Origin of the sequence: Streptomyces sp. CA-179760, from assembly GCF_050937045.1 — a bacterium.
Lineage (GTDB): Bacteria > Actinomycetota > Actinomycetes > Streptomycetales > Streptomycetaceae > Streptomyces.
The window spans coordinates 9,008,704-9,021,612 of record NZ_JBNJLZ010000001.1; the positions used below are offsets into that span (position 1 = coordinate 9,008,704).

Here is a 12,909-nt window from a genome sequence, read left to right on the forward strand (position 1 = left end):
CCGCCCGGAGCCGTACCGCAGACGCGGTCAGAGACAGAGCAGGACGCTCGCCGCGCTGATGCAGGACAGCAGGCTCACCGTGCTGTTGCCGCCGCCGTCGGTCCGCTCCTCGGACTCGATCGTCTGCAGGTCGAGAAGTGCCATGGTGTGTCCTTCCATTGGGTGTCCGTCCGTGGTCATCCGTGGGGACGGGGTGGTGTCACGGCTCCGCGGGATCGCGGAACCGCGTCAGTGGGGCCGCCGGTTCGGCGGCGGGAGGAACGGCAGGTGGGCGTCGCTGGCCGGGTCGAGGGCCGCGCCGAGCGCCAGCAGGCACCCCGCCGTTCCGGTGGCGAGATCCATGGACAGCCGCATCATCTGGTGGCCGGGAAGGCCAGTTGGCCCTGGTACGCCATCGCGAACCAGCCGAGCCCGGCGATCTGCCCGGCCAGCCGGTCCGCGGTCGCGTCCGGCGTGGTCGTGCGGCTGAGGTGCAGGATCATTCCGGCGCGGCCCTGGAAGAGCCCGGGCTGCGCGTAGAAGCGTGAGGTGGCGGCGGTCAGCACACCGGAGCGGGCCGGTTCGAACTCCCCGGCGAGGTCCGGGGCGTGGGCCACGAGGTCGTCGAGGACCATGCCGAGTCCCGCGCTGCCGTCGCCGAGGTAGGGCAGGGTCCGCCAGCCCTCGTCGACCTCCAGCGACCCGCTCTCGCGGGTCACGCAGGACTCCAAGTCCCGGCGCAGGGCGATGGCCGCGGCGTCCAGCCAACCCGCCTTGCCGGTCCACTCGTACTGCCGCAGCATGAGCAGCGCGGGACCGCTCGCGCCCCGCAGCAGTCCGGCGCGCCGTTTCGGCGTGGCCGGGGGCGGCTCGGTGAGCCGCTGTACGAGGATCCGCGCGGCCTCGTCGGCCCGCTCGCGCAGCTCCGTCTCGCCGGTCGTCTCGGCCAGCCGGCCGAGGACCAGACCGAGTCCGGCCAGTCCGCCGTGCAGGTCGGAGGAGAGGTTCTGCCACCGCTCGGCGAGGATGCCCTCGACCAGGTCCAGCGCCCGCTGCCGGTGCCCGAGCCGGTCCAGGACCAGGGCGACGCCCGCGAGCCCGTCGTACAGGCCGAGCGGTGTACCGACCGGGGTCGGTGCCGTCCGGGTGAGCAGCCAGCGCTCGCCCTCCTCGTACCGCTCGGCGCCGGCCGCGTCCAGCGCGTACAGCACCCCGGCGGCGCCGTGGGCGAGCCCTAGCCCGCCGCCGTCGGAGAACTGGGCGACATCGCCGGGGAAGAGCCGGTCGTCGCGCTCCGGGGTGGCCGAGGCGAGGATCGCCTTGACCATCGAGTCGCGGCTGAAGGGCCAGTCGCCGGGATCCACCGGTGCGGAGGGAGCGGCCACCGTACGGCCGGACACCTCCCGTGTGATCTCCGCGACCGCCTCGTCGAGGAACTCCCGCGGCACGTCAGGGAACTCCTGCGAGATCACCTCTGCCAGATGCGCCGCCTTGCCGCGGTCGACCACGAACAGCGTGGTCACGGGCAGGAACAGGGCCAGCCGCAGACAGGCCAGCGCATAGCGGTCGACATCGGCGCCCCGGCGGTCCGGCGGCGCGAAGAAGCCCGGGTGGGCGACGACCTGGCGGCCGTTCTCCTCGGCCGGGGCCGCCGCCTCGAAGTCGAGGAGGAAGACCGACTCCTCGTCCGGCGCGACCATGATGTTGAAGACGTGCAGGTCGTTGAAGACGATGCCGCGCGCGTGCACCGCCGCCACGGCCTCCTCCACCTCTCGGTGGATGCGCAGCGCCCACGCCGTATAGGCGGCGACGGCCCCCGCGTCGGGATCCTGGGCCAGCAGCGGATGCCGCTCGGCGAAGAACGAGTTGAGGGGACGGCCCTCCAGGAAGTCCATCACCAGGAACCGGTGGCCGCCGAGCTCGAACCAGTCGCGCACCTCCGGGACCACGCCCGTGCCCGCCACCTGCTCCAGCGCCCGCTTCTCCCGCTCCAGCCGGGCGAGGGCGTCGGCCCCGTCCGAGGCGAGCCCCGCGTGCGGCCGGCCCTCCTTGAGGACGACCTTGCGGCCGTCACGGGTGTCGGTGCCCACGTACACGCCGCCGCCGTTGGAGAAGTGCAGCGCCTTCTCGATGCGGTACGGCAGCTCGCCCGTCGTCGTGTTGTTCCGCGCGTCGAGATGCGGCTGCAGGAACGCCGGCAGCGTCACCCATTCCGGCACCTGGAAGGACGGCGACCGCCGGTCCGGCACCAGCTGCCCCGCGCCGTCGCGCACCGCCGGCACCAGCGAGCCCCGCTCGTCCACCACGAACGAGCGCGCGAAGGCGCCGTAGCGGACGTACAGCGGACCCTCGCCCCAGCGCAGATCGGTGAGGATGTACGGCCCTTCAAAACCTTCCAGCAGCGCGCCCAGCTCGCGCAGCACCTCGTGCAGCTGCTCCTCGTCGGCCGGATAGACCGTGACGAACTTGCCGCTGCCGTCGCGGGGCGCGTACTTGGTGTTGCGCAGGTGCAGCAGGTGCGGGCCGGGCACGAACTTGAAGGGGACGCGCCGCTCGACGCAGTAGTCCCAGACGATCCCGGCGATCTTCTCCGCGTTCGCCCGGGTCGCCGAGGCATGGATCTTCCAGCCCTGCGCCGGGCCCTGCAGCGGTTCGCCGTCCGGACCGGGCGGCGTCATCGTCAGCCAGTCCCCGATCCGCGCCGTCCCCCACCCCTCGGGCACGGGCCGGCGGGCCGTCTCGTAGAGGTGCGGGGCCGCCCCCTGTGAGGCCTCCTGCCCGCCTCGCGCCAGCCGGTCCGGTGTCTCGTAGAAGTGCCGGTCGGCCAGCGCGTACACCTCGTACCGCTTGTCCATGCGTCCCCCTCCGTGATCAGCACCGAGCTTTCCAGCCACGCGCCGGGCCCGGACAGTCACGGCTGTCACGAGAACAGCGTGCGGAACGCATGGGTAAAGACATGTTCGGTTCCGTTCGACCGGCCGCGTCGGCACTGGCCCACGGAACGCCCACAGGGGCTGCGCGGGTGTCGCATAAGCGCTGTAATGGCCAACGTGGTCAGAGAGGGCGCCAGAGAACCCCAAGAACGCAGAACGCGAACGCTGCGTGCCGAAGGTGCCCTCAAGGCGATCGCGGTCGATCAGGAATCGCCGGAACGCGTGCACCGGGTCCTCGAACAGGCCCTCGTCTTCGCCGGCGCCGCGTTCGCCGCCCTGTACACCCCCGGCCCGGACGGTGAGCTGCTGCGCCTGGTGGAGTCGGCCGGGGTGCCGAGGACGCTGTACGGGCTGCGCGACAGCTATCCGCGCACCGGGCGGTCCCCGGTCGCCGAGGCCCACCGCGGCGGACGCCCCGTCTCGCTGGGCCCCGCGGAACTCGCCGAGCACGTCCAGGCCCGGCGCGTGCCCTCCCGGGACTTCTTCCTGACGGTTCTGCCCGTCCACGGGGACGGCGGTGGCTGTCTCCTCGCGGTGTGCGAGCGCCCCGGCGGATTCGACTCCGACGACCGCGAGTGCCTCCAGCTCATCTCCGAGGCGGTCGCCTTCCCTGCCCCGGCCGCGCCCGCCGAGGGCGGTGAACTGCCGCCCGGCGCGTTCAGCCTCGCCATGGACACCGGCCGCGTCCGGGCCGGCGACGACCTGCTGGACCTGTTCGGCCTGGACCCCGAGGAGTTCGACGGCCGGGTCGAGACCCTGCTCGGCCTGACCGTGCCGGAGGATCTGCCCTCGCTGATGTCGGTGGTGGAGGCCGACCACATGTCCATCGGCGAGAGGGAGCTGGAGTTCCGGGTGCTCCAGCCCACCGGACCGCCGAAGTGGCTCCGGCTGCGGGGGCGCCTCCTGCCCGGCGGCGTGAGCCACTCCGCCCGGCTGGTGGGCACCGTCGACGACGCCTCCACGCTGCGCTCCGACGTCACCGACGTGGCCCGCGTCCAGCGTCTGGCCACCGAGCTGGCCACCGCCGTCACCGTCCGCGACGTGGGCAAGGCCGTGGTCGCCGCCCTGCGCAGGCCGCTGCGAGCCGACCGCATCGCGCTCGCCGAACTGGAGAGCGACAGGTTCGTCGTCACCGTCCTCGACCCGCCCGAACCCGAGGCCTGGCCCGAGCTGTGGCGCAGGGAATGGCGCACCGAGTGGCCCGACGCGCCCGTGCGCGCCATGCCGACCCTCGCCGCCGCCCTGCGCGAGGGCCGCGCCCGGATCTGGCCCGCCGGCAGCCCGCTGGAACGCGCCCTGTCCGAGGTCGGCCCCGGCGGCCTCGCCGTCCTGCCGCTGCCCGCCGGGAACCGCATGGCCGGGGCCTGCCTGATCGGCTGGGACACGCCGCACGACTTCGGTACCGACGAACGCGCCCTGCTCACCGCCTGTGCCGGCCTGGCCGGACAGGCCCTGACGCGGGCCCGCGCCTTCGACGCCGAACACGAACTCGTCGGCATGCTCCAGCGCCAGCTGCTGCCCCGCCGCCTGCCCCGGCTGCCGGGCGCCGAGGCCGTCACCCGCTATCTGCCCAGCACGGCGGGGCTGGAGCTCGGCGGCGACTGGTACGACGTCATCCCGCTGCCCGACCACCACGTGGCCCTCGTCATCGGCGACGTCCAGGGCCACAGCGCCGGCGCCGCCACCCTCATGGGCCAGATGCGCACGGCCCTGCGCGCCTACGCCGTCGAAGGGCACCCGCCGGACGTGGTGGTCTCCCACGCCAACCGGCTCCTCATGGACATGGAGAGCGACCTCTTCGCCACCTGCGCCTACGTCGACATCGACCTGGAGGAGGGCTCCGCCTGGTGCGTGCGCGCCGGGCACCTGCCGCCGGTGCTGCGCTACCCGGACGGCACGACCGAGATCGCGGAGGCCGAGGGCGGCCCGCCCCTCGGGGTGATCACCCAGGCCGACTTCCCCATGAGCCCGCTCCGGCTCCCCGCCGGCACCATGATCGCCCTGGTCACGGACGGGCTCGTCGAGACGCCCGACTCCGACATCGACGAGGGCATGGAACGCCTCGCCGACCAGCTGGCCGCCTCAGCCCCCGTCGACCTGGGGCTCGTCGCCGACGGCCTCCTCGGCAGCGCCCCGCGCAGCGACGACGTCGCCGTGCTCCTGCTGCGCTACGACGGCATGGACCTGCGCCCGCTGCGGGAGAGCTGGACGGTGTGGCGCGTGCCGCAGGCGGTCGGGCACGCCCGCCGCTTCGCCCGGCGCACCCTGCGCTCCTGGGGCGTGACCGAGGACTTCGACGCCGCCCTCCTCGTCGTCTCCGAACTCGTCACCAACGCCCTCGTCCACACCGACGGCCAGGTCCGCATGGACCTCACCCTCGTCAACGACCGCCTGCGCGTCGCCGTCGCCGACGCCTCACCCCGCTCCCCGGTCAGACCGACCAGCATCGGCTGGGAGGCCACCGGAGGCCGGGGCGTCCTCCTCGTCGAGGCACTCTCGGCGACTTGGGGCACACTGCCGGTCAGCGGCGGCAAGCAGGTGTGGGCGGAGCTGGCACTGGGACGCTGAACGCCCCGCGAGTTCCTGGTGACCGGGCGGGTGCTCCGGGTACCCGGAACGACGTCGGACGGGGGAAACAGCGAGGAGACGAGAAGAGAGGCACGTCATGGCTCAGCATGTCCGCGACATCATGACCAGCGACCCGGCGACGGTCGAACCGCAGACCTCCGTCGCCCAGGTGGCCCGCATCATGCGCGACGAGGATCTCGGCGTCGTCCTGGTGACGGAAGGCGACGATCTGCGCGGGTTGGTCACCGACCGTGACCTGGTGATCCGGTCGGTGAGCGAGGGCACCGATCCGGAGCGGACCACCGTGGCCGGCGCGTGCAGCGACGACCTGGTCACCATCGGCCCCGACGAGGATCTGGTCCACGCGGTGGAGCTGATGCGCGAGCACTCCGTGCGCCGTATCCCGGTCGTCGAGCACGGACACCCCGTGGGCATCGTCTCCCTGGGCGACATGGCCGTGGAGCGCGACCCGGAGTCCGCGCTGGGTGACATCAGCGCGGCGCGTCCCAACGCGTGACGGGTGTGAACGGCTCAGCCCCGCAGACACGTTGACAGCCTCGGTCCAGGCGTCACGACGCGCGTTTGTTCGGTTCTTCTCGGGATACCCGAACACCATCGGATCCTGAAGGAAGATGATGAGTCGTGACGTCCATGGACCTGAGTGACAAGCCCGCCGTCCGCCGGCCCGAGACCGGCTGGTCGAAGGCACGCCGTCTGAGCGGCAAGGCCGCGCTGCGGACCTGCCTCCCCGCCGTGGAGAACCGGGCCACTCCCGCAAGCACACGCTCCGGGCCGGAGTGGAACATCGTCAGGGGCGAGGACTGACCGCTCCGCGAGAGACCGCGCGGTGACGATCCGAGTAACTCCGCGCATCGACAACCAAAAGAAGTGATGTTCACATCCGCCGGATCGGCACTAAGGTGAACCGAATGAAGGCTCTCGTGCTGTCCGGCGGCGCAGGAACAAGACTGAGGCCGATCACACACACGTCGGCCAAACAACTGGTGCCAGTGGCCAACAAGGCTGTGCTCTTCTACGGGCTGGAGTCGATCGCCGAGGCCGGCATCACCGACGTGGGCATGATCGTCGGGGACACGGCCGCCGAGATCGAGGAAGCGGTGGGTGACGGGTCGAAGTTCGGCCTGAACGTCACCTACATCCCCCAGGAGCGGCCCCTCGGGCTGGCCCACGCGGTACTGATCGCCCAGGACTACCTAGGCGACGACGATTTCGTGATGTACCTCGGCGACAACTTCATCGTCGGCGGCATCACCGACCTCGTCGACGAGTTCCGCGGCAACCGGCCCGACGCCCAGATCCTGCTCACGCGTGTGGCCGACCCACGCGCCTTCGGTGTCGCCGAACTCGACCCGTCCGGCCAGGTGATCGGCCTGGAGGAGAAACCCGAGCGGCCCAAGAGCGATCTCGCCCTGGTCGGCGTCTATCTGTTCACGCCCGTGATCCACGAAGCCGTGCGCGCCATCGAACCCTCGTGGCGCGGCGAACTGGAGATCACCCACGCCATCCAGCGCCTGATCGACTCCCGCGCCGACGTGCGCAGCACGGTCATCAAGGGCTACTGGAAGGACACCGGCAACGTCGCCGACATGCTCGAGGTGAACCGCATGGTCCTCGAAGCCATGGAGCGCCGCATCGACGGCACCGTGGACGACGCCTCGCAGACCATCGGGCGGGTGGTCGTGGAAGAGGGCGCCCGGATCGTCAACTCCCGCATCGTAGGGCCCGCCGTCATCGGCAGGGGCACCCTTGTCAGCGACTCCTACGTCGGTCCCTTCACCTCGATCGCGGAGAACTGCCGGATCACCGACAGCGAGGTGGAGTTCTCGATCGTGCTGCGGGACTCCTCGATCCAGGGCGTCGGCCGGATCGAGTCCTCGCTGATCGGCCGGCACGTCCAGGTGACCCCGGCCCCCAGCGTCCCCAGCGCCCACCGATTCGTCCTCGGAGACCACAGCAAGGTGCAGATCACTTCATGAACCTCCTCGTCACCGGTGCCGCCGGGTTCATCGGCTCCCGCTACGTCCGTGCGCTGCTCGCCTCGGACGCGCCCGACGCGCCGCGCATCACCGTGCTGGACAAGCTCACCTACGCCGGCACCCTCGACAACCTCGAACTGACCCACCCCCAGCTGGAGTTCGTCCAGGGCGACATCTGCGACGCCGAACTCGTCGACAAGCTGATGGCCGGCGCCGACCAGGTCGTGCACTTCGCCGCCGAGTCGCATGTGGACCGCTCCATCACCGGCGCCGCCGACTTCGTCCGCACCAACGTGCTCGGCACCCAGACCCTGCTGGACGCCGCCCTGCGCTACGACGTGGGCCCGTTCGTGCACGTCTCCACCGACGAGGTCTACGGCTCCATCGAGTCCGGCTCATGGCCGGAGGACCACCCGCTGCAGCCGAACTCGCCGTACTCGGCCTCCAAGGCCTCCTCCGACCTGCTCGCCCTCGCCTACCAGCGCACCCACGGCCTGGACGTGCGCGTCACCCGCTGCTCCAACAACTACGGCCCGCACCAGTTCCCCGAGAAGGTCATCCCGCTGTTCGTCACCAACCTCCTCGACGGCCACAAGGTGCCCCTGTACGGCGAGGGCCGCAACATCCGCGACTGGCTGCACGTCGACGACCACTGCCAGGGCGTCGACCTCGTCCGCACCAAGGGCCGGCCCGGCGAGGTCTACAACATCGGCGGCGGCACCGAACTCACCAACAAGGACCTCACCGGCCTGCTCCTCGACGCCTGCGGCGCGGACTGGGACCGGGTGGAGTACGTCGAGGACCGCAAGGGCCACGACCTGCGCTACTCCGTCGACTGGAGCAAGGCCCGCGACGAACTCGGCTACCGCCCCGCCCACGACTTCACCACCGGCCTCGCCGAGACCGTCGCCTGGTACCGCGACCACCGTGCCTGGTGGGAGCCCCTGAAGCGGCGCGTCGCCCAGGAGCGCGCATGAGGTGGCTGATCACCGGTGCGGGCGGAATGCTCGGCCACGACGTCGTCGAGGAGCTCACCCGGCGCGGCGAGGACGTGGTGGGCCTGGACCGCTCCGCCCTGGACATCACGAGCCCCGAGTCCGTCGACACGGCGGTGCGGGAGCACCACCCCGACCTCGTCGTGAACTGCGCCGCCTACACGGCCGTCGACGACGCCGAGACCGACGAGGCCCGCGCCCTGGAGATCAACGGCGACGGACCGCGGCTGCTGGCCCGGGCCTGCGCGGCGCACGACGCCCGGCTGATCCATCTCTCCACGGACTATGTCTTCTCCGGCGAAGCCGGTACCGCCCCCTACCCGGAGGACCATCCGCCGGCCCCGCGCACCGCCTACGGCCGCACCAAGCTGGCCGGGGAGCGGGCCGTGCTGGAGGAACTGCCCGGGGCGAGCGCGGTCGTGCGCACGGCTTGGCTCTACGGGGTGCACGGCAGTAACTTCGTGCGGACCATGATCGGTCTCGAAGCCCGCCGCGACACCGTCGACGTCGTCGACGACCAGCGCGGGCAGCCCACCTGGAGCGCGGACGTCGCCGAGCGGATCGCCGACCTCGGGCCCCGCCTCGGCCCCGACGCGCACGGCGTCTTCCACGCCACCGCCTCCGGCGAGGCCTCCTGGTACGAGCTGGCCCGCGAGGTGTTCTCCCTGCTCGGCGCCGACCCTGACCGGGTGCGCCCCACCAGCAGCGCGGCCTTCCCTCGGCCCGCGCCCCGCCCGGCGTACAGCGCCCTCGCACACGGCCGGTGGCAGGAGATCGGCCTGCCCCCGCCGCGCGCGTGGCGCGCCACCCTGCACGAAGCACTGCCCCGCATCCGCAAGGAAGGTCCCACTCCGTGAAACGCCATGAGTTCCTCCGGGGACTGCACAAGGCCAGCGCCAATCGCAACTACTTGGAGATCGGCGTCAACGACGGGCGCAGCCTGACGCTGTCCCGCGTCCCCAGCATCGCGATCGACCCCGCCTTCAAGGTGGTCTCGGAGCTGCGGTGCGACGTCCATCTGGTGAAGGCCACCAGCGACGACTTCTTCGCGCGCGACAACCCCCTCCAGCACCTCAAGGGCGGCCGTCACCCGCTGCGCAACCTGCGCCGCGGCCGCAGCCCCATCGGCTACTGGCGCCGCACCACGCTGGACCTGTCGTTCATCGACGGCCTGCACATCTTCGAGTACGCCCTGCGCGACTTCATGAACGTCGAGAAGCACTCCGACTGGTCCAGCGTGATCGTCCTCGACGACATGCTGCCGCGCAGCGTCGACGAGGCGGCCCGCGACCGGCACACCAACGCCTGGACCGGCGACGTCTACAAGATCACCGAGGTGCTGGCGCGCTACCGCCCCGACCTGGTCACGGTCCAGGTGGACACCGCGCCCACCGGCCAGCTCGTCGTCTTCGGCGCCGACCCGAACAACCGGGTCCTGCACGACAAGTACGACGAGATCATGGCCGAGTACAAGGTGCCCGACCCGCAGAAGGTCCCCGAGGCGATCCTCGAACGGGCCGGCGCGGTACGCCCCGAGACCCTCCTGGAAGCGGGCTTCTGGGGGCCCCTCACCCAGGCCCGCAACCGCGGCCTGCCCCGGCGCATCGGCTGGGAGCCGCTGCGCAAGTCCCTGGAACAGGTGGGCGTCAGCCGCTGACCCCTTCTCGGGACACCGTGGGACAGAGACAGGCCCGGGCGCACAGCGCCCGGGCCTGTGGCACAGCCTCTCGGCGTGCCGCGGGCGTCAGCCGTCTCCCCGGCCGGCCCGCAACTCCTCGTAGTACGCACGGCAGCTCTCGTACGACGGAAGCAGCCCCTGGCGTTCCGCCTCGGCCAGGGTCGGGGCCTGTTCGTCCTTGGGGGAGAGGAGCGGGGTGATGCCCTCGGGCCAGGCGATACCGAGAGCCGGGTCGAGGGGGTGGATGCCGTGTTCGCGCTCCGGGGCGTAGCCGGTGGAGCACAGATAGACCACCGTGGCGTCGTCGGTGAGTGCCATGAAGGCGTGGCCCAGCCCCTCGGCGAGGAACACCGCGTGCCGGGTGTCGTCGTCGAGCCGTTCGGCCTCCCACTGGCCGTAGGTGGGGGAACCCACCCGGATGTCGATCACCACGTCCAGGACGGCACCGCGCACACACGTGACGTACTTGGCCTGACTGGGCGGCACATCGGCGAAGTGCACACCCCGCAGCACGCCTCGCCGGGAGACCGAGCAGTTGGCCTGGGCCAGGGCCAGATCATGGCCCGTGGCCTCACGGAACTCCTCGCCGCGGTACCACTCGTGGAAGCTGCCCCGGTCGTCCGGAAAGATCTTGGGCTCCAGAACCCAGGCGCCCTCTATCCCCAGTGGTCGCATGCTGTCACTGCCCTCCGATCCTGAAACGGGTGACCACTTTCCGCCGCGCGGCACCGAGTACCCGCCGCGCCCGCCGTGCCACCCGCAGGGCGGCACCGGCCCCCGGCGCCGGCACGACCAGCACCTGGCCGTCGGCGGCGCGCAGCGCGAACGGCAGCCCGGTGAAGCGGGGCCGGTCGGCGCCCGGGGCCAGACAGACAGCCACTCGCCAGCTGTCACGCGAGAGGTCCTTGGCGGGCATCGCCGCCTCCAGCACGGCACCGCGCCCGTCCGGAGCGGGGGACAGCGTGCCGGACGCTTCGAGGATCCTGCTCGAGGAGACGAACCTCAGCGGCACCTCCCGGTCGGCGTCGACGTGCAGGGGAAGCGGAGCACGGAAGCGGTCCCCGGAGACGGTGACGTCCATCGGCTGCACGCTGCCCAGACCCAGCCGCTTGCCCCGCTCCCCGAGTTGAAGCGAGAGGTTGCCGTGCGGCTCCGTCCAGTACGGCAGAACCGTCCGGCCGCCGACGATTCCCACGTCCGGCGTGGGCCGGTTCGCCCGCGGGGCCGGGCCCAGCCGGCACTCCTTGGTCCAGCCGCCCAGCTTGACCCGTACGACCGCGTCCCAGACGCCGTCACCCGGCAGGCCGGCCGGGTCGACGGTGGCGGTCGCCCGCAGTACCAGCCGGACCTCCTCGCCGTCCCCGACCGGCACGGTCTCGCGGGTGAACTTCACCGGCTGGAAGTACTGTGCGGCGCTCGAGCGCTCCCGCAGCAGCAGATCGGCCGTGGCCTGCCCGAAGCGCGCGGCGGTCTCCGAGGCCACCCACTCCACGCCCTCGGTCACGCCCTTGGGCGTGTCGTTCAGCGGGGTCGCCTCGGCGTCGGAGGGGAAGGCCATCGGCTTGCCGCCGGAGGTGTATTCGGCCGTGAAGCCGACGCTGAGGGAGCCGTCCCGCCACTCGATGTGCGCGGGGGCCGCCTGGGGCGCGATGCCGGCCTCCCATTCCGCGAAGGACACGACATCGTCGTACCGGTCGGCCGCGGTCAGCGCGGCGACGACCTGCTGCGTCGGCTGCAGCCCCTGCGCGACACCGGGACCGAACCGCTCGACGACGACCTCGTGGATCGCCCCGAACAGCTCCCTGCGGTAGTCGTCCGGCAGGTTCAGGAAGCGCCGGGCCCGCAGCCGCTCGACCATCTCCACGCGCAGCCAGCGGCGGAAGAGCTTGTCACGAACGGGGCCGGGCTCGGTGTACCGCTCGACGACGTCGAGGGCCTCACGGAGGTTCTGGAAGTATCCGGCGGGGTCGAAGCGTTCGAAGCCCGCGTTGGAGCTGTCGTCCCGCCGGATGTGGTAGTAGCAGACGTAGTCGCTGACCACGGAGACGTTCTCCGCGCGCAGATACGCCTCGGCGATGAAGACGTGGTCCTCCAGGCGTCGTCTGCCCTCGGGAAAGCGCAGGCCGGTGCGGTCGAGGAAGGCACGGCGGATCATCTTGTGCGGGGTGAGGCTGTCGATGAGCGGGGCGTTCTCGACGGTGGCGCGCGGGTGGTTGCGGCGGAACAGTTCCACCGGCACGCTGCGGCCCTTGCCGGCCATCTTGCCCACGACGACATCGGCGCCGTTGGCCACGCCGTACTCGTACATCCGCTCCAGGGCCTCGTCGCCCAGGTAGTCGTCGTTGTCGACGAACATGACGAACTCGCCCGTGGAGGCGGCGATGCCCACGTTGCGGGGCTTGCCCGACCAGCCGGAGTTCTCCTGGTGGATGACCTTCACCCGGGGGTCCTCGGCGGCGAGCGCGTCGAGCCGGGCCGGGGTGGCGTCGGTGGAGCCGTCGTCGACGAAGATCACCTCGTACTCTTCGGAAGGCAGGGACTGCCTCTGCAGCGAGGTGATGCAGTCCTCGATGTAGATCCCCGGGTTGTAGACGGGGATGATGACGCTGACCTTGACCGGCATCGGGTTTCCGGGCCCCTTCGGGTCGCTTGCCGTAGACGTCCTGTCTTACTGCGTGTTGCCCGATGCTAACCCGGTAGACAAAGCTGCCTCACCTTTCGATACCTGGCCGTGATCATCTCGGTCAACAGGACAACTG

At 71.4% G+C, this 12,909-nt stretch carries 10 protein-coding genes and 1 pseudogene; 7 read left to right on the forward strand and 4 right to left on the reverse strand.

All coding sequences use genetic code 11. The features are described from left to right. Positions 1-27: 27 nt before the first annotated feature. Together ACQEV8_RS40760 and lanKC are read right to left on the reverse strand one after the other, a co-directional pair. The gene (locus ACQEV8_RS40760; RefSeq protein WP_184587041.1) at positions 28-144 is read right to left on the reverse strand and encodes a SapB/AmfS family lanthipeptide; all 117 of its coding nucleotides are present in this window, start codon (positions 142-144) and stop codon (positions 28-30) included. A gap of 84 nt (positions 145-228) precedes the next feature. After that, positions 229-2,834: pseudogene (gene lanKC / locus ACQEV8_RS40765) on the reverse strand (class III lanthionine synthetase LanKC). Positions 2,835-3,020: 186 nt separating this feature from the next. Here lanKC and ACQEV8_RS40770 point away from each other — a divergent pair. From ACQEV8_RS40770 to ACQEV8_RS40800, 7 genes are all read left to right on the forward strand, one after another. Then, positions 3,021-5,480, forward strand: coding sequence for a SpoIIE family protein phosphatase (locus ACQEV8_RS40770; protein ID WP_432971460.1), 2,460 nt, complete (start codon positions 3,021-3,023; stop codon positions 5,478-5,480). 97 nt (positions 5,481-5,577) lie between these two features. After that, positions 5,578-5,997: a CBS domain-containing protein gene (locus ACQEV8_RS40775; protein WP_432971463.1), complete on the forward strand. Its 420-nt coding sequence runs from the start codon at positions 5,578-5,580 to the stop codon at positions 5,995-5,997. A 125-nt stretch (positions 5,998-6,122) separates the two neighbouring features. After that, on the forward strand, positions 6,123-6,305 hold the full coding sequence (locus ACQEV8_RS40780; protein ID WP_432973456.1) for a hypothetical protein: 183 nt from the start codon (positions 6,123-6,125) through the stop codon (positions 6,303-6,305). 104 nt (positions 6,306-6,409) lie between these two features. Next, entirely contained in the window at positions 6,410-7,477 is a 1,068-nt protein-coding gene (locus tag ACQEV8_RS40785; protein ID WP_432971466.1) for a glucose-1-phosphate thymidylyltransferase, read from the forward strand. Then, positions 7,474-8,454 carry a dTDP-glucose 4,6-dehydratase gene (rfbB, locus tag ACQEV8_RS40790; RefSeq protein WP_432971469.1) on the forward strand — a complete coding sequence of 327 codons (981 nt, stop codon included), beginning with the start codon at positions 7,474-7,476 and terminating at the stop codon, positions 8,452-8,454. The genes ACQEV8_RS40785 and rfbB overlap by 4 nt, the downstream gene beginning before the upstream one ends. Beyond that, positions 8,451-9,329, forward strand: coding sequence for a dTDP-4-dehydrorhamnose reductase (rfbD, locus tag ACQEV8_RS40795; RefSeq protein ID WP_432971472.1), 879 nt, complete (start codon positions 8,451-8,453; stop codon positions 9,327-9,329). Before rfbB ends, rfbD begins: the two co-directional genes overlap by 4 nt. Then, on the forward strand, positions 9,326-10,129 hold the full coding sequence (locus ACQEV8_RS40800; RefSeq protein ID WP_432971475.1) for a class I SAM-dependent methyltransferase: 804 nt from the start codon (positions 9,326-9,328) through the stop codon (positions 10,127-10,129). Before rfbD ends, ACQEV8_RS40800 begins: the two co-directional genes overlap by 4 nt. Before the next feature lie 87 nt (positions 10,130-10,216). Here the strand turns inward: ACQEV8_RS40800 and rfbC are convergent, their stop codons facing one another. Both rfbC and ACQEV8_RS40810 read right to left on the reverse strand, forming a co-directional pair. Beyond that, positions 10,217-10,825 (reverse strand): dTDP-4-dehydrorhamnose 3,5-epimerase, encoded by a 609-nt coding sequence (gene rfbC / locus ACQEV8_RS40805; RefSeq protein WP_432971478.1) that lies wholly within the window; start codon positions 10,823-10,825, stop codon positions 10,217-10,219. A gap of 4 nt (positions 10,826-10,829) precedes the next feature. Beyond that, complete coding sequence (locus ACQEV8_RS40810; protein WP_432971481.1) at positions 10,830-12,773, reverse strand: glycosyltransferase family 2 protein; 1,944 nt, start codon at positions 12,771-12,773, stop codon at positions 10,830-10,832. Positions 12,774-12,909 lie beyond the last annotated feature (136 nt).